Origin of the sequence: Botryobacter ruber (assembly GCF_003347595.2) — a bacterium.
Classification (GTDB): Bacteria; Bacteroidota; Bacteroidia; order Cytophagales; family Hymenobacteraceae; genus Pontibacter; species Pontibacter ruber_A.
In genome coordinates this window covers 203506-220899 of sequence record NZ_QCZK02000061.1, presented here as the reverse complement: position 1 = coordinate 220899, position 17394 = coordinate 203506, and the positions used below count along the sequence as shown (strand labels likewise).

General features: G+C 51.4%; 10 protein-coding genes. 5 read left to right on the top strand and 5 right to left on the bottom strand.

All coding sequences use genetic code 11. From position 1 onward, the window contains the following. Positions 1-6: 6 nt before the first annotated feature. Together DCW36_RS22295 and DCW36_RS22290 are read right to left on the bottom strand one after the other, a co-directional pair. Positions 7-2841 carry a glycoside hydrolase family 95 protein gene (locus DCW36_RS22295; RefSeq protein ID WP_114780746.1) on the bottom strand — a complete coding sequence of 945 codons (2835 nt, stop codon included), beginning with the start codon at positions 2839-2841 and terminating at the stop codon, positions 7-9. Positions 2842-3098: 257 nt separating this feature from the next. Next, positions 3099-4733, bottom strand: a complete 1635-nt coding sequence (locus DCW36_RS22290) for a DUF5060 domain-containing protein (RefSeq protein ID WP_205702983.1) — start codon at positions 4731-4733, stop codon at positions 3099-3101. On the opposite strand from DCW36_RS22290, the gene DCW36_RS22285 reads away from it, so the two are divergent. After that, positions 4732-5001: a hypothetical protein gene (locus tag DCW36_RS22285; RefSeq protein ID WP_125185275.1), complete on the top strand. Its 270-nt coding sequence runs from the start codon at positions 4732-4734 to the stop codon at positions 4999-5001. The two genes, DCW36_RS22290 and DCW36_RS22285, sit on opposite strands and share 2 nt — an antisense overlap. On the opposite strand, the gene DCW36_RS22280 is transcribed toward DCW36_RS22285, so the two are convergent. Continuing rightward, positions 4972-6588: a glycoside hydrolase family 28 protein gene (locus DCW36_RS22280; RefSeq protein ID WP_114780745.1), complete on the bottom strand. Its 1617-nt coding sequence runs from the start codon at positions 6586-6588 to the stop codon at positions 4972-4974. The two genes, DCW36_RS22285 and DCW36_RS22280, sit on opposite strands and share 30 nt — an antisense overlap. Positions 6589-6640: 52 nt before the next feature. Beyond that, on the bottom strand, positions 6641-8215 hold the full coding sequence (locus tag DCW36_RS22275; RefSeq protein ID WP_114780744.1) for an MGH1-like glycoside hydrolase domain-containing protein: 1575 nt from the start codon (positions 8213-8215) through the stop codon (positions 6641-6643). 400 nt (positions 8216-8615) lie between these two features. Between DCW36_RS22275 and DCW36_RS22270 the strand changes: the two genes are divergently transcribed. Further along, positions 8616-9989 (top strand): glycoside hydrolase family 28 protein, encoded by a 1374-nt coding sequence (locus DCW36_RS22270; protein WP_205702982.1) that lies wholly within the window; start codon positions 8616-8618, stop codon positions 9987-9989. Between the two features lie 337 nt (positions 9990-10326). On the opposite strand, the gene DCW36_RS22265 is transcribed toward DCW36_RS22270, so the two are convergent. After that, complete coding sequence (locus DCW36_RS22265) at positions 10327-11064, bottom strand: VIT1/CCC1 transporter family protein (RefSeq protein ID WP_114780742.1); 738 nt, start codon at positions 11062-11064, stop codon at positions 10327-10329. Positions 11065-11594: 530 nt separating this feature from the next. On the opposite strand from DCW36_RS22265, the gene DCW36_RS22260 reads away from it, so the two are divergent. From DCW36_RS22260 to DCW36_RS22250, 3 genes are all read left to right on the top strand, one after another. Further along, a complete protein-coding gene (locus DCW36_RS22260) occupies positions 11595-14330 on the top strand; it encodes a substrate-binding domain-containing protein (protein ID WP_240676279.1) in 2736 nt (911 codons plus the stop codon). Positions 14331-15028: 698 nt separating this feature from the next. Further along, positions 15029-16390, top strand: coding sequence for a sugar porter family MFS transporter (locus DCW36_RS22255; protein ID WP_114780740.1), 1362 nt, complete (start codon positions 15029-15031; stop codon positions 16388-16390). 26 nt (positions 16391-16416) lie between these two features. After that, positions 16417-17391, top strand: coding sequence for a carbohydrate kinase family protein (locus DCW36_RS22250; RefSeq protein ID WP_114780739.1), 975 nt, complete (start codon positions 16417-16419; stop codon positions 17389-17391). The last annotated feature ends 3 nt before the right edge of the window (positions 17392-17394 follow it).

The following is a 17394-nucleotide window of genomic DNA, read 5'->3' as shown; positions in this document are numbered from 1 at the left end:
GGCGGCCTATATTAGCTTCAAATCCTTATTCAGTTTATAAGTCTTGCCTTTCTGGGCGTTGAAGGTGATGGTTTTGCCGGCATAGCGCAGGGTGCATTTGTTGTCTGCACGTGGCGTTACCTCCAGACTCTGCAGTTTGCCGCCGTTCCACTTCATGTCCAGCACAAATCCGCCTCTGGCACAGATGCCTTTTATGTCACCTTCCGGGAGCGCTTTTGGCAAGGCAGGTAATAAATCGATACCGCCGTCGTGGCTTTGTACCAGCATTTCTGCAATACCGGCAGCGCCTCCAAAGTTTCCGTCAATCTGGAAAGGCGGGTGGGCGTCGAACATGTTCGGGTAAGAGCCTCCTCCTTTGGCTGCCGGGTGAATGAGCATCTGCAGCATCTTGTAAGCATGTTCGCCGTCCAGGAAACGGGCCCAGAAGTTTATTTTCCAGGCAAGGCTCCAGCCGGTGCCTTCGTCGCCGCGCATGATAAGCGACTGCTTTGCTGCCTCCATCAGTTTAGGGTTTTTCTGCCAGGTAATGTCGTCGCCGGGGTGCATGCCCCAGAGGTGCGACACGTGGCGGTGCTTGTTGTCCGGGTCGTCCTTGTCTTCTAGCCATTCCTGCAGCTGTCCGTGTTTGCCTATCTGGTTAGGAGCAATGCGGGGCAGCATTTTCTGTAACTCGGCCCGGAACTGCGGGTCGGTGTTCAGAAGCTGGCTTGCTTCAATGGTCTTCTTAAACAAACTACGGATAAGCTGGTGGTCCATGGTCGGGCCTGCTACCAGTCCGCCGTTTTCCGGTGAGTTGGACGGCGTGCTGATGAGCCAGCCTGTTTCCGGGTCCTCTACCAGGAAGTGTGTGAAGAACTCTGCAGCACCTTTCATAATCGGGTAAGCCTCTTCTTTCAGGAACTGCTTGTCCTGCGTGTACAGGTAGTGCTCCCAGAAGTGGTGGCTGAGCCAGGCGCCGCCTGTTACCCAGATGCCGTGGTTGGAGGCATTGATTGGGGCCGTGCCGCGCCAGAGGTCTGTATTGTGGTGCAGCACCCAGCCGGGGGCGCCGTAGTGGTATTTCGCCGTTACTTTGCCCCGCGTTGCCAGTTCTTCCGTCATGTCGAATAGCGGCTGGTGCATGGGGGAGAGGTTCAGTGGCTCTGCCGGCCAGTAAATCATTTCCACGTTGATGTTGGTGGTGTACTTGCTGTCCCACGGCGGTGCCAGCATATCGTTCCAGATGCCCTGGATGTTCGGCGGACGTGTACCCGGGCGCGAGCTGGAGATAAGCAGGTAGCGGCCAAACTGCAGGTACAACGGCACCAGTGACGGGTCCGATTCAGAAGCAAACTTGGCGATACGCTCATCTGTTGGCAGCTGCGCATTGGCAGTTTGCGGAGTCGTAAACGAAAGGGTGTTGAAATAGCCCTGGTATTCCTTAGTATGCGCATCTTTTACCTGCTCATACGACAGCGGCTGCACTGATTGCAGCGCCTTGCGGCATACTGCTGCCGGGTCGCCCGAAACGTTGTCGTAGCGGATGTAGTTGGTGCCGGCGGTCAGGTAAAGGGTTACTTCGTCTGCGCCATTGACGCTTATTTTATCGTCTGTTACGGTTATGTTTCCGCCTTTATTGTTGGCTTTCAGGAAGCTTTCGCCGCGCAGGGCACCGTTCTTTACCTGCAGCGAGAGCCCCAGTGTCTGCGCATCTATCTTACGGGTCGACGATTTCTTGTGCGGACTGTTCAGCGAAGCATCGAAGGTAATCTGGCCGGGTTTGCTGGCTTTCAGGTGTACAGCCACTACCTGGTTAGGCGCACTGGCGAAATACTCGCGGGTATAGGTAACGCCGTTCAGGGTGTAGGTCGTGCGGGAAATAGCATTCTGAATATCCAATTCTCTACTGTAGTCGGTGGCGCCGGTGTGGTTTTTAAAGTTGAGCCACAGGTCGCCGAACGCCTGGTACGCAGCCTGGAATGTCGGAACAGCAGGCGGATTATCGTCCTGCACCCAATACTTCCAGGGCTTGGTGTTCAGGGCCAGCAGGTTTTTCTCCGGGCTCGGGTCGCCCTCCGGGTAAACGGAGATGGGAATATTGCCGAACTTATGGCCCACAAAACCGCCTTTATTGAAATAGTTGATGACCTGTACGGCAATTACATTTTTGCCTTTCTTCAGCAGCGAAGCCGGAATAACGTAGCGTCGGTGGTTACCGATGCCTTCGGTGGAGCCAACCAGTTTGCCATTCACGAAAGTGTAGTCTTTGTCGCGCACGCGGCCCAACTCCAGCTTAATGTCTTTGCCTTTCCACTTCTTCGGAAGCTCAAAGCTAGTGCGGAACCAGATGGAGCCATCCAGACCTTCCATACCTACTTTTTCCCAGCCGTCAGGGGTCGGAAGCGTCATTTCTTCCCATTTACTGTCGTTGTAGCCAGGTTGTGCCGGTGAAACTGGCTGCGTTTGCACAGCGGTTACTTTTTTCTCCCACACGGCCTGGTCGCCTTCTTCGGTACTTTTCCGGCCCATGAAGTGCTCCTGGGCCAGTTTCTCTGCCTCGTCCTGCTTTCCTTCTTTCAGCAGCCTGCGTAGTTCCGGCAGGTATTTCACGGCGCCTTCGCGGGCGTACTCCCGTGGCTCACCGGTCCATAAGGTTTCCTCGTTAAACTGTATCTGGTCTTTTTCCACTCCTCCGTACACCATGGCACCCAGGCGGCCATTACCAAGTGCCAGGGCCTCAGTCCATTTTTCGGCGGGTGCTTTATACCAAAGAGTTAGGTCCTGTTTGCTTTCCTGTTTCTGGTTAAAGGCAAACAGGGTAAGTACGAGTAAGAAGAGAGCTACAAAGCTTTTGGCTTTCATGCGGTATGTTGTTTTTTGTTTTAGCGGCTGCTTTGCCTGAACAGGCTTTGCCGCTGGTTATAGGTTGACTATTGTTTTTTTTTATGCTTTCAAAAATTCTGCTGCACCTGCCACCATTGCCTCTGCTGCTGGTTCAGACACTCGCAGGAGCTGCGCACACTGCGAGGTCTTTCTTTAAGATTGTCATTTCGACCGCAGGGAGAAATCTGATACAACTCATTAACCAGATTTCTCCCTGCGGTCGAAATGACAATTACTTACTGCTCCACCTCATCCGTCAGCTCATTCCGTTTCACCGACTTCTCTGTTTGCTTTTCAGCGCCGTCGATGCGTTGTATCCGGAGGGCCATGTAGGGCTTGTTGGGCAGCTTTATTTTTGATTTCTTTTTATCACTGTATTTATAGCGGTTCACCTCCTCCACTTCAAAAACCTGGCCAAGCGGGGTGATTTTCATGTTCCAGGTGTCGATTAGGTCTACTTTAAAGCGCATGCCGTTTTTCAGGCCATCGTCGGGTAGTTCGAAAGCCCAGGTTTTGGGTGTTTCGGTGCCGAAGTAGTAGAGGTAGTACTCGCCGTACTTGCCGGCGGCGTTGGTCAGGTAGTACTGGTCCAGCGGGTTGAGGCCTTCTTTCGGACCGTCCAGCACAATCTGCTTCAGGAAAGCGATGCGTTCGGGGCTGGTACCGGTGAGGGTGCCGCCGTTCGATATCCAGCCTTCTTCGGTGGCTTCGCCGTGGGTGGCGTAGGCACCGCCGATGTAGGCCATCCAGAAGCGGTGGCTCATTTCTTCGCCCGATAACTGGCCCCACCTTCTGCTGATGTTGCCTTCATAGTTAATTTCGTCGTGCACGATGGGCTTGCGGTAGATGTCGCGGAGCAGGGGCGATACGCCGAAGGCTTTCACGGCATTGTAATACTGCAGACTCACGTGTGTCACCCAGGGTTTGCTGTAGTCGTAGAGGCGGTCGGCGTTGTGGATGGAGCGCAGGTGCCCGTAGGGGTCGTGCTGCTGCACTACCTGGAACAGGCGGTCCCAGTCTTCCTGCGAGAGGTGGCGCATAAAGCTGTTCTCGTTGGCCAGGCTCCACCAGATGTTGCGGTAAGCGCCGAAGCGGGCTATCACATAGCGGATGAAGCGCTCGTTCGTTGCCATGTCCATTTTATCGAATCCCCAAGCGCCGTCGTATGGCCGCAGCAAAATAAAATCGGCTTCCACACCAATTTCCAGCAGGCGCTCCACGCAACGCTCCAGGTGCTGAAAGTACTCAGGATTAAAGCGGGAAAAGTCCCAGTTCTCTTTGGAGGTGCCTTCAAAAGGAAACAGGGTAATCTTCAGCGGGCCCTTTGTGTATTTCTCTTTGTAAGGCGGAATAGCCAGAAAGCGGGCTTTGTTAAACGGCGATTTCTTCAGGGTTTCAATGGTCTGGTCTTGGGTCTCTTTCAGGTTGTAAGGCCATTCGTAAATCGTAGTGCCGAAAGGGAAGAAGTTGGTGCCGTCGGCGTATTCGAAATGGTATTGGTCGCGTACCTGCACCGGGCCGTGGTTACCGGGAGAGGCGGCCGTGCAGGAAAAGGTGCCTTTCCTGCCGTTCAGGGCTTCGTGCCTGCTTTTGGTTTCGTAGGTCCAGGTGCCTTCCGCATCGGGCATAAAGCGGACTTTGTACATCCCGTTGCCGTCGTAAAAGCCGTCGGGGGTAAAGGTTTTGCCGTTGTGGGTAAACACCGCCGTCAGGGGCACCTCGATAAATGGATTTCCTGCCTCTGTACCTTTTAAGGTAAGCTCAAAAACAGCCCACTTCTCTACTTTTTCCGGGGCAGACTTTTCCTGGGCCAGCAGCGGACTTGCCAGGAGGAAGAATAGCATCAGGAAAAGATAGGAAGTGTTCTTCATGCTTAAAATTGTAAAAGCTATTAAATTTTCATACCGCCAGTTTGAGCGAAGCGGTAACTGGTGGTTCGTTATGCTGCCAGTTTGTAACTGGCGAAAGTATCCTGCACGAATGCCAGTTACAAACTGGCGCCATGAATTACCACAAGTTACCGCTTCGCTCAAACTTGCGGTAGTATTTCTGTTTTCTAAAGCCCTTGTTCCAAAACAAAAGCCTGTTTTTGCTTTTACTTTTCTTTTTCTACTTATTCAGCACCTGTGGCTGCTTTAGTTCCACAACCGGTTTCTCGGTCACGTCCTGCTCTATTACCAGCGGGGTTTTCACGTGCTTCAGGTTGTTGCCGTTCAGGGTGATGCCTTTGGTTTTGCTGCCTTTCAGTTTCAGGAAAATATCGGTTCCGGCTCTTGGGAAGGAGTTGTAAAGGAAGGCGTCTTCCACGTTGGTCAGCTCTACCAGCGGTGTATTTGCGAGCGGCGTATACGTTTTTATGCCAGACAATTCCAGCCCCTGCACTTCAGCAAATTTGAATGGTGTTCCGGTTTCGTTATTCAGCTGTATGTTGTGCAGCTCAATTCGTTTGGCGTTCCGGATAGTGACACCTGTTTTGGAATTGATGTTCATATTGCTGAAGGTGATGTTCTCCACAGGCATCTCTTCCAGACCGTCAATCAGAATCGCTTCGTTTACGCCCATCGCCGTGATGTCGCTGAAATGGATGTTGCGGAAGGCAGGCGTTCTTTCGGAAACCGGCTCCGGTTCTGATTTGGCATACTGCATGTTCAGCACAATTGCCTGGTCTTTAATGTCTTTCATAATGACATTATCTACCCGGATTTCCTCTACCACACCGCCACGACCACGCGCTGTTTTAATGCGGATGCCCCGGTCGGTGCCGTCGAACACACAGTTGGAGATGGTGATTTTCTTTACATCGCCTGACATTTCGCTGCCGATTACCACACCGCCGTGTCCGCGCAGCATGGTGCAGTTGGTGATGGTGTAGTTCTGGGCAGGAGTTGCCATTTTACGGCCAGCACGGTCTTTACCTGATTTAATGGTGATGCAGTCGTCGCCCACGCTGATGTGGCAGTCGGAAATGCGCACGTAGCTGCACGACGATGGGTTGATGCCGTCGGTGTTGGGCGATGGCGGGTTGTTGATGGTTACGCCGGTAATGGTCACGTTTTCACAGAACTCGGGTGTAACGGTCCAGAAAGGCGAGTTGATGATGGTAATGCCTTCAATCAGCACGTTTTTGCAGAACATCGGCTGGATGAACGGCGGACGCAGGAAGCCACGCTCGATGGTGCCCGGCAGGTCCGGGAGCAGGATGTCCTTGTTCAGGCGATGAAATTCTTTCTGCCATTTAGAGTCAGATGATTTGCGGGAATCCACTTCGGCAAAAGCCCACCACTTTTTGCCCTGCCCGTCGATGGTGCCACGGCCTACAATGGCGATGTTCTCTTCTTCATAAGCATAAAACAGCGGATGGAAACTGGTGACGTCAATCCCTTCGTAACGCGATGGTACCATGGGCAGGTAATCGTCGAAGTTGTCGCTGAACTTGATTACCGCACCGGCATCAATAAAGATGGTGATGTTGCTCCTCAGGCGGATGGGGCCGGTCAGGTATTCGCCTGCCGGGAAGTAAACGGTACCGCCGCCGGCTTTTACCGCTGCGTCGATGGCCTTGCGGATGGCGTCGGTCGCCTTTTTGCTGCCGTCGTTTTTGGCGCCGTACTTCAGCACGTTATAATACGGACTCTTTTCTGCCTGCGCGGTTACAGCCGTGAGTGCCAGGAGGCAAATCAGGCAGAAGAAAAGGCCTCTGGAGAAGAGGGACTGTTTGGTGTTCATGTTGCTATGCTTCTATGTTGTTATTTCTGCTCTTGTTTAACCGGCTGCTCAATTAGCTTTTCTTCTGCGGTAACTGTGTTACGACCGGCTTCAGCTCTTTGGAATGGTGAATTTCCTTGCCATCTGCGAAGATACGGAAGCCTTTGCCTTTGCCATACTTCTCACCGGTTTTATCCCACAGGATGGTCACCATTTGGTCGTGGTACAGTACGTTGTCCAGGCTGAACCAGTCCCATTGGTCTTCCGGGATAAGCGGCTTCACCTCCAGGGTGTTTCCCGGCTGCGGCTTCAGGCCCACCAGGTCGCTGATAACCAGGTCGCAGAAGCCGGAGTGGTTGTAGTAGCTACTGCGAGGGTTGTCGCCTTTGAGCCAGTAGCCTGTTTTTTCATCCTGGTATTCGCCCAGGTAAGGCAGGCCGTTTTTCTGGTGCGATTTGGCATAAGTGCGAAGGGCATTATAATAATCCTGCTTCGTCATGCTGTGGTTGCTGTAGCTGTTGAGCAGGTTCGACAAGCCTTTCAGGGTTTGTGTGGTGGCAAAAGGCCATACGGCGCCGTCCCATTCGCAGCCATGACCGGAACCGCGTGTGCGGAAAGTAGGCTCGCGGCGCTCGACCGTGGTTAAGCCCCAGGGTGCTGCAAAACCGGCCGAGTCAGTTAGTTGCTCCCAGGCTTTGGCATAATTCGGTTTATCATCCGGCAGACCAAAATACCAGGGTATGAAGCCAATGGCTTCGCGGGCGCCATCCAGCTGGCCGTCTTCGTGGCGGGTTTTAAAGAAGTTTTCCTGCTCGTCCCAGAGGTGCTCCTGCACGGCGGCTTTTATCTGAGCAGCTTCCTGTGCATATTTTGCTGCTTTTTCTTTCTGGCCGGCCATAGTGGCGATGTCAGCAATCGCTTTGGCGTAGCCGTACATGTAGCTGCTGATGGTAGGGCGCGCATTCTTCTCTTTGCGCGAGCCGCTCACCGACTCTTCCATGCCGTCGCGCACGTCGAACTGCCAGAACAGGTTTTTGCCGTAGTTGTTCGTTTCTTTCCAGGTACTGTAGTCTTTCTCCAGGTCGTCGAGCAAGCCAAGCACGTAAGCCGAATCCTGGTTTACGAGGTAGCGGTTATACGAGGCATCGCCAATCCAGGAGCTGAACTTGTAGTACTTGCTGCCTTCGCGGGGAAGTTCTTTATCGAACCAGAAGTTCACGTACTGGTCGATGTATTCCTGGTTGTGCAGCCAGCGGCCTTCGTACACGTGGTGGGAGAGGGCACAGCTGATGGTATTATGAATACCGGCATGTTTTACCGGGGTGATAAATTCGGTGAATACAAAGCCATCCGGCGTCTGTTTCAGGTGTTTCCGGAACGTCCACCAGCGGTAATAGTAGGTGCCTTCCATCACAGAATCAGGGCATTCGAACAGCGGCACATTTTGCTTCATCCAGCTGGCTGCCTGTGCGTTCGGGATATGGTTTACCACATCCTCGGGCTCCATCTGGTTGAAGTAGGTAACATATTTGTCAACTACCGCTGGCTGTACAACCCGCTCCCCTGGCTCCAGGGCAGCGTCGGAGCAGCCTCTCACCACCGCCAGGATAGATAATATTAAAAAGAGTTTCTGTGTGAAATAAATCATATATGGAAATTCTGGATAAATTTACTTTTTAGGGAGCAAACAAGCAGTTGTTAGTTGCTTAAAATGCAATAATCCTGCCTGAAAAATCTGCAAAATGCCCTTTTATGCTTTTATATAGCAAGTATACTAATAAATAATTTACTTATGAAGTATTTTTTTAAATATAAATAACAAGCGTATGTTGCTTACCGGCTGCCAATTTTTGCATTTTGGCGAGAATACAGGAGCAGAGGCTGTGGTGGCTGGTGCAGCAGATTTTTAAACCAGGTTAGAGATGGGTTTTGCGGTAGAAGTAGTGAGTCGCCTTACGTAGCAAAAGGATAAGCTCCGGGTTTGTATATTTAGGTAAAATTAGTGTTATTCACAAAAACATACTAATTATCGTTCAGACCCTTTACCCGTGAAGACACCTTTCCTTACCAAATCGTATCTTTTTATAATCCTGCTGCTAGCATTTGCTGCGGCAGTCATGACTGTTTCGGCTCAGTCCGATTCCAAAGAAGCCATACTGGAACGCATTAAAGCGCCCACCTTTCCGCACAAGGAAATCCGGATAACCGACTTCCGGAGCGCCAGCAGCGGCGGCAAAAACTGGAAGCCTGCGTTCGACAAGGCCATGCAGCAGAGCAGGAAGAACAAGGGCGGCCGCATTATTGTGCCGCCAGGCCGCTATTTCATTAAAGGCCCGATTCATTTTGTGTCGAACACGGAGCTGCACCTGCAGGAGGGAGCGGTGCTGGTATTCAGTTCCGATGCGAAAGCCTATCTGCCGGTGGTGCGCACCAGCTGGGAAGGAACGCTCGTGTACAACTACAGCCCTTTTATTTATGGCTACCAACTGGTGAACGTAGGTATTACCGGAAAAGGAACGATAAAAGCAGACCAGGCGAAGGAGTGGGCGGCGTGGCGCGCCAAACAGAAGCCGGCCCAGGACCTGAGCCGCGACATGAACCACAAAGGGGTGCCGGTGGAGCAACGCACGTTTGGCGAAGGCAAATTCCTGCGGCCGCAGCTTATCCAGTTTTTCGAGTGTGAGAATATTCTGGTGGAAGATGTGAAAATAGAGGATTCGCCGTTCTGGTGCATTCACCTGCTGCTGAGCAAAAATATAACCGTGCGCGGCGTAAAGTTCAACGCGCATAATTTTAACAACGACGGCATCGACCCGGAATATTGCCAGGATGTGCTCATCGAAAACATCGACTTTGATAACGGCGACGACAACATTGCCATTAAAGCCGGCCGCGACCACGAAGGGCGTGCTATGAAACGCCCGAGCCGCGACATGGTTATCCGCAACTGCCGCTTTAAAGGGTTGCACGCCGTGGTTATCGGCAGCGAAATGTCGTCGGGGGTGTATAATATTTATGTAGACGACTGCACCTTTGCCGGATACGTAAAACGGGGCCTGTACCTGAAATCAAACGCCGACAGGGGCGGGGAGATAGCCGGCATTTATGTGAACAACGTGCAGTTTGGCGAAGTGGAAGATTGTATCTACATCACGTCCAACTACAAAAACGAGGGCCAGGGCAACGTTACCAATATCCACGACATCCGCTTCAACAACGTGAGCTGCCAGAAAGCAACAAATAAAGGTATCTGGGTAGAAGGCTTTGCCGGAAAGAAAGTACACGACCTGCACATCACCAACTTCCGGGCCGACAGCGCCAACGTGCCGGTGGACATTACCAACGCCGAGCAGGTGGAACTGAGCAACATCTGGTTTGGGCCGGGGGAGAAACAGGAGCGTAAGGTAGGGAAAGTAGATTGATTGTCTGAACCTTTGATTTACAGTGATTTTTATGATTTTTTTGATTTTCTGGAATTATAGTTTATACTGCCGCAAGTTTAGCGTCAGCGTACCTTGTGGTTTTCTTTACCTGCAAGCTTTCAGCTTGCGAGGTACATGTATAGGTTATTCTGGAGCAGCGGGATTGAGCAATCACTTCAAGTTGCTTTTTCTTTCACCAGTTTTGCTTATGGCATCCGCAAGCTGAAAGCTTGCTGGAATAAATTACCACAAGTTACGCTGTCGCTAAACTTGCGGCAGTATAGGATTATCAAGCCCCATTCCAAAAAATCACTGCAATCATTAAAATCACCGTAAATCAAAGGTTCAGACCTAATATCGTTTCCAGCACATCGCCAACAAAGTAAGCCAATAGGGCTGCAATACCTCCGAGTGCGAGCGTTTCAGACACTCCCCGGACAATGCTTTTTTCGGTGACGATGCTTTTCAGGCTGCCGACCAGGGCTAGGGCGACGCCGGTCAGGAGGCTGGAGTAGAGGAAGAGGCTGGAGTTGTCGAGTTGTAAGTTACGGCCTGCGAATATGTAGGCCAGCAGCGGGATGGAGCCCACCAGCACAAAGCTAAAAAAGGTGACGCCGGCTGTTTTATAAGGCGTCTTTTCGTCTTTGGCCATCTTTAGCTCTTCCCGCATCATCGTATCTATCCACACCTCTTTGTCCGAAGTGATGACCTGTACCACCTGCTCGAGCAGTTCGCCTTTGAAGCCTTTGGCCGCATAAATATCCCGGATTTCGTTTACCTCCGTATCCCGCAGGTTCTCCACTTCCCAGCACTCAATGGCCCGGTGGCGGTCGAAGTTGTCGCGGGCGGCTTTGGTGGAGAAGAAGTTGCCGACCGACATCGAGAAGCCGTCGGCAATGAGGTTGGCCAGCCCCAGGATAATGACAACCGTAATGCCTAGGCTGGCTCCTTCGGCACCGGCCACTACCGCAAATGTGGTAATAGCCCCGTCGATGCCGCCATACACAAACTCGGCGATGTACTCCTTGTTAAAGAACAGGATGTTGCCGCTGCCGTGGTTGTTTTCTTCAGACATAGTGTGGGAAGTGCAAGAGTATGCTTTTTGGCTCAGCAAAATAAAAGCTTTTGCTGGTGCCGGTGATCAGCTGCAGTCAGTTTATTTCCTTCGCCCCCTGCTTTGCCACCGTTACGGATTGCAACTGCTTACATTTCCTGAAACGTGCCTGTGTCGTGAATGTTCTCAGTTTCCTGACCTGGTTTGATAACAAAACCTAAAACTGCTACAGGATGTTGAAGCTTCTCAACGCTTGTCGTCAAAGAAACGATAGGATAGGGCATTTGCTGGTGTAACTGACTGGCTGTTAAAGTTTAGTATTGTTTTTAGTATCTTTATAGAAAGTCCGGCATTGGCGAACTAAACTTTATCAAAGTCGCTTATTAAAATAAGGCTTGGATAAGCTGCTAACTAGTGTTAGCTTGCGTGGTCGGAGGTATTGAGGCAGGAGCAGATGACTTTCTAAACTCCTTTTCCCGCGTTTGCAGCAGTTCAATCCTCGCAGAGAAGGTATCAGCAAAATGAAGTTACAATACATTACTTTCCTTTTAATGATGTTCTTGTTTTCCTGTGGCAATTCCCGGGAAAGCAAACATTTCACCATTGGCTTCTCGCAATGCACGGAAGGCGATGCCTGGCGTAAAGCTATGCACGAGGAAATGGAGCGCGAAACATCCTTTTACCCCGAGCTCGACCTGCAGATTAAAGATGCCAAAAACAGCAGCCAGACACAGGTAAAGCACATCCGCGAGTTTATCGACCAGGGCGTAGACCTGCTCATCGTCTCGCCAAACGAGGCGGAGCCTATCACGCCTGTAGTAGAAGACGCTTTTCAGAAAGGTATTCCTGTAATTGTAGTTGACAGGAAGACAAGTTCCAGCATGTATACGGCTTACGTAGGCGCAAACAACTATAAAATCGGAAAACTGGCCGGTGAATATGTGGCCCGCATGCTTAACGGAAAAGGACGTATTATCGAAGTCTGGGGCCTGAGAGGTTCTTCGCCGGCTATTGAGCGGCATAAGGGGTTTATGGAAGCCATTGCGCCTTATAAAGATATTCAGATTGTAGCGCAGGTAAATGGGGAATGGGAAAAAGAGATTGCCAAAGAGCGTTTTCCTGCCGTGTGGGAGCAGCACCGGGAGGCAGACCTGGTACTGGCGCACAACGATGTGATGGCGCTGGGCGCCTACGAGAGCCTGAAGTTTGATGGTCCGCAGGACCTGAAGTTTATTGGTTTCGACGGGCTGGGAGGTCCGGGCGGCGGATTGCAGCTGGTAGAAGACGGTATTCTGGATGCTACTTTTCTTTATCCAACAGGCGGTGAAGAAGTTATACAGCTGGCCCACAGCATCCTGCACGAGCGCCCTTTTTCAAAAGAGAACATCCTGAACACTACGGTGATTGACGAGCGGAATGTGCACATTATGAAGCAGCAGTCGGATAAAATCCTGGCACAGGAGCGGAATATTGAGCGGCAGCAACACCGGATAAACGAACAAATCCAGATTTACAACAACCAGCGCACGCTGCTCTACATTATGTCGGGCAGCCTGGTTGTTATTATTGTGTTGGGCGCCATAGCCCTGCAGGCCCTGCGTGCCCGGAAGGAAGCAAACATGGCCCTGGAGACGAAGCACCAGGAAGTACTCAGCCAGCGCAACGAGATTGAACTGATGGCTAAAAAAGCTGATAAAGCACACGAGGCCAAACTGAAATTCTTTACCAACATCTCCCACGAATTCCGTACCCCGCTCACACTCATTTTAGGACCGGTAGAAGATGCCCTGCACAGCGATATTGCCCCTGCGCTGAAAAAGGATTTGCAGCTGGTAAAGCACAACGCCAACCGCCTGCTGCGCCTGGTAAACCAGCTGATGGATTTCCGGAAGGTCGAAAACAAGAAAATGAAGCTACAGGCAACGGAGCGCGACCTGGTAAAGTTTGTGGAGGAAGTAGGTTCGTCTTTTACCAGACTTGCCAGAAAGCACAATATCAGCTATAAAATCAAGTCGGAGCTGAAAGAGCTGAACGTGTATTTCGACGTGGACAAGCTCGACAAGGTGCTGTTCAACCTGCTGTCTAATTCTTTTAAGTTCACAAAAGACAACGGCAAAATTACCGTCAAGCTGCGCTTAACCGAAAACCGCGACCAGGCGGAAATAACAGTAGAAGACAACGGTATAGGCATGACGCCAATCCAGGCCGAGCATGCGTTCGACCGCTTTTTCAGCGGCGACGAGACCAGCAACCTGGGCACCGGGCTGGGGCTGGCGCTTTCGAAAGAGTTTATTAAACTGCACAAAGGCGACATCTCCTTTAAGAGTAAAGAAAACCAGGGCACCACCTTCACGGTAATGCTGCCACTGGGCAAAGCGCACCTGCAGGAAAACGAAATTGTAGTTCCAACAGGAGAGCACCTGACGCAGCAGCATTTAGCCGGCGTGCTGGATACGGAGCAGGAGCAGCACCTGGAGCCGGAAGGTGCAGGCGAAAAAGTGAAAGAGCACACCGTGCTGCTGATTGAGGATAACAAGGAGCTGCGGGAATTCCTGAAAACGCGGCTGGAGCGCGACTATAACGTAGTAGAAGCAGCACACGGCGCCATCGGGCTGCACCAGGCCTTCGAGGTGGTGCCCGACCTGGTGATTTGCGATGTGATGCTGCCCCAGAAAAATGGGCTGGAGGTGACGGCAGCGCTGAAAAGCGACCTGCGCACTTCCCATATCCCGGTTATCCTGCTCACGGCCAAAGATGCCATGGAAAGCAAAATAGAAGGCATTCAATCAGGAGCTGACCTGTACGTGACCAAGCCGTTCAGCTACCTGTACCTGCAGGAGCGGGTAAAAGGCCTGCTCAAGAACCGTAGCCTGCTCAAAGAGCATTACAGCACCGAAATCGCCATTGATACCAAAGCCGCCCCCTCGCCACCCAAGCAGCTCGACAAAAAGTTCATGAACGAGGTGATGGCCGTGGTTGAAAAGGAGCTGTCTAACCCGGACCTCAATGCCGAAAAAATTGCCCAGAGCCTCGGCATGTCGCGGGTGCAGGTGTACCGTAAAATGAAAGCGCTGCTGGGTTATTCGGTAAACGACTACGTAAACAACGTCCGACTGACCAAAGCCCGCCACCTGCTGCTCCACAGCGACATGAACATCTCCGAAATTGCCTACGAAGTCGGTTTCTCCTCGCCAGCCTACTTCTCCACGGCCTTCAAAAACCAGTTCGAGATGAGCCCCTCCGATTTCAAAGCCAGTCGTTCGCCTAAAGAAGACGCTTCTGTCTGACCTTTGATTTACAGTGATTATTTTGATTTAATTGATTTTGGTCTTTCGCTGGTGCGAGCTTGCAGCTCGTACCTTCAATAGCCGAATTTATTTGCTGCCATATTTCGTGCACGAAGTGAGAGTAGCAGCTATACGAGGTCATACAGGATGCTTTACTTACTCCTGGTGGTAAATAAGTACGAGCTACAAGCTCGCACCAGCGAAAGTCGCGACCTGTCCCTACTGCCAAAATCAATTAAATCAAATTAATCACTGTAAATCAAAGGTTCAGATAGAAGAGCAGTGGCAATGGTGGCAGGTGCAGTCTGTATTTTTTAGTCCTCACCTGCAGTCACCATTCCCTCTCCGGCTACCCCTTTCATTTCCTAAATCAAGCTGCCACGGCTCCATCTTCTGGTTGTGCAGTGGTTTCCTCTGCACCGGTGTTAACACATGAAACTATTTTGGAAGCTCACAGCTGTTAATATGAGAGAGGGGAGCGTTAATTACTTTTCAGGATGTATCAAATTTGAAAATGTGATACAAAATCAAAAGCCTCAGAAAATAAATTTTCAGACCTTTTTCCTGCTTTTCAGGCTGTAAATGCAGTTTCTGAGGCTGAAAAGGTAAATGAACAGATTTTGAAAAAGGTTGAAACGCTGCCGAAACAGGTTTGGGCTAACAAGCGGTAGTTTTGGTAAAAATTAACACAGGCAGCAATGAACGAAAGGAAGATTTTGTTTTGGTCCATCACAGTAGCATTAGGTGGATTTTTATTCGGCTTCGATACGGCAGTAATATCAGGAGCGGAACAGTCAATACAACAGGTATGGCATCTGGATGTATTTCAGCACGGACTTACCGTGTCTATTGCTTTAATAGGTACTGTACTAGGCGCATTGTTCGGAGGTATTCCTTCCGACAGGATGGGCAGGAAAAATACCTTATTCTGGATAGGTGTGGTTTACCTCATTTCAGCCATGGGCTCCGCGCTGGCTACGGACTGGTACTCCTTCCTGTTCTTCCGGTTTATCGGTGGTTTGGGCGTGGGTGCTTCCTCGGTGGCAGCTCCTATGTATATCAGCGAGATTGCCCCCGCCAAACGACGAGGCCGCATGGTAGCCATGTTCCAGTTTAACGTGGTGTTTGGTATCCTGATAGCTTATGTTTCTAACTACCTGCTGCAGGATGCGGGCAGCAACGCCTGGCGCTGGATGCTGGGAGTAGAAGCCTTCCCGGCGATGCTGTATGTGGCGCTGGTGCTGCTCGTGCCGGAGAGCCCGCGCTGGCTGGTGGTAAAAAAAGGAGCCCCGGAGGCAGCCAAAGCCGTGCTGCTGCAGATAGACCCGACTACGGCCGAGGCAGAACTCAAAGCCATTATGGCCTCTAAAGACAAAGCCTCTTCTGGTCCTGCTCTGTCGCTCTTCTCCAAAAAATACAGTACTCCGGTGATGCTGGCTGTATTGTTTGCCATCTTCAACCAGGTGTCGGGCATCAACGCCATCATCTACTACGCTCCCCGCATTTTCGAAATGACCGGTCTGGGCAAAGGAGCCGCTTTGCTTTCTTCGGCAGGCATCGGTTTGGTGAATTTTATCTTCACCTTCATTGCCATTGGCTTTATCGACCGCTTTGGACGCCGTACGCTGATGCTCATTGGCTCGGTTGGGGTAATCGTGACGCTGGGCCTGGTAGCCCGGGCTTTTTACCTGGAAGAGTTCGGCAGCATGGTGGTGCCGGTCAGCCTCTTTGTCTACATCGCCTTCTTCGCCTTTTCGCAGGGAGCTGTTATCTGGGTATTTATCTCGGAGATTTTCCCCAACAGCGTACGGGCGAGCGGTCAGGCGCTGGGCAGTTTCACCCACTGGTTTATGGCAGCTGTCATCGCCTTTACCTTCCCTTACATTACGGCTACACTGGGTGGTGGCAATACCTTTATGATATTCGCGGTCATGATGGTGCTGCAACTGCTCTTCGTCTGGAAAATTATGCCCGAAACCAAAGGCGTATCGCTGGAAGAGATTGGCAAAAAGGTGGCGGAGCCTGAAAAACAAGTACCTGCAGTGGAAAAAGTATACTAAACACGCTCATAAAAATATTCCATACCATGACACATACAATAGTTTGTTTCGGCGAAACTTTATGGGACATGCTGCCCAGCGGCAAACAGCCCGGAGGCGCTCCCATGAACGTGGCCATTCACTTAACCTACAACGGCTACCAGCCGGTGGTAGTAAGCCGGGTGGGCAACGATGACTTAGGCAAAGAACTGCTTCAATTCCTGGAGAGCAAGCAGGTGTCCACGCAGTGGATTCAACAAGGCGAAACGCACCTGACCGGTGTGGTAAAAGCCAATATCTCGAACAAAAACGAAGTTACCTACAAAATTGTAATGCCCGTTGCCTGGGATTACATCCAATACGACGAGCAGGTGGCCCGCCTGGTAGGGCAGAGCGATGCTTTTATCTACGGCAGCCTGGCCGCCCGCAGTCCCGAAACGGAGAACACGCTACTGCAATACCTGCCCCAGGCAAAGCTCAAGGTGTTCGATGTAAACCTGCGCCCGCCGCACTACACGCCCGAAAAGATAAAGCAACTGCTGCACCTGGCCGATATCGCCAAAATGAATCACCAGGAGCTCGAAGAGATAATCGGGTGGTTCGGGTTTGAAGGCAATGAACAAGAGCAGATGCAGTTTGTGAAGCAGGAATTCGGGCTGAAGGTGGTCCTTGTAACAAGAGGTGAATGCGGTGCTGCGATTCTCGATGACGAAGGCTACACAGAAGATGCCGGATGTAAAGTAGAAGTGGAAGACACCATTGGCAGCGGCGACGCTTTCCTGGCTACTTTCCTGAAAGGCTACCTCGAAGGAACGCCAGTATCCGACATTTTGAAACGAGCCTGCCTGGTGGGAGCTTATGTGGCCACGCAGAAAGGGGCTACCGGTGAATATGACCCGGAAACGATAGAAGAGCAAATCCGGAGAAGCCCTGAGCGTGGACAAGATGAAGTAAAAGAAAATGTGCTGGAAGAGCAGGCAGTTGGGTTAAACTACCTGCCAAAACAGAAGAATCAGTTATAAAAT

Bases quoted from the DNA above. Each gene is read 5' to 3' on its own strand.
- DCW36_RS22265 (WP_114780742.1), bottom strand. From the start codon at position 11,064: ATGTCTGAAGAAAACAACCACGGCAGCGGCAACATCCTGTTCTTTAAC.
- DCW36_RS22285 (WP_125185275.1), top strand. From the start codon at position 4,732: ATGCTTAAAATTGTAAAAGCTATTAAATTTTCATACCGCCAGTTTGAG.
- DCW36_RS22250 (WP_114780739.1), top strand. From the start codon at position 16,417: ATGACACATACAATAGTTTGTTTCGGCGAAACTTTATGGGACATGCTG.
- DCW36_RS22255 (WP_114780740.1), top strand. From the start codon at position 15,029: ATGAACGAAAGGAAGATTTTGTTTTGGTCCATCACAGTAGCATTAGGT.
- DCW36_RS22295 (WP_114780746.1), bottom strand. From the start codon at position 2,841: ATGAAAGCCAAAAGCTTTGTAGCTCTCTTCTTACTCGTACTTACCCTG.
- DCW36_RS22275 (WP_114780744.1), bottom strand. From the start codon at position 8,215: ATGATTTATTTCACACAGAAACTCTTTTTAATATTATCTATCCTGGCG.
- DCW36_RS22280 (WP_114780745.1), bottom strand. From the start codon at position 6,588: ATGAACACCAAACAGTCCCTCTTCTCCAGAGGCCTTTTCTTCTGCCTG.
- DCW36_RS22260 (WP_240676279.1), top strand. From the start codon at position 11,595: ATGATGTTCTTGTTTTCCTGTGGCAATTCCCGGGAAAGCAAACATTTC.
- DCW36_RS22290 (WP_205702983.1), bottom strand. From the start codon at position 4,733: ATGAAGAACACTTCCTATCTTTTCCTGATGCTATTCTTCCTCCTGGCA.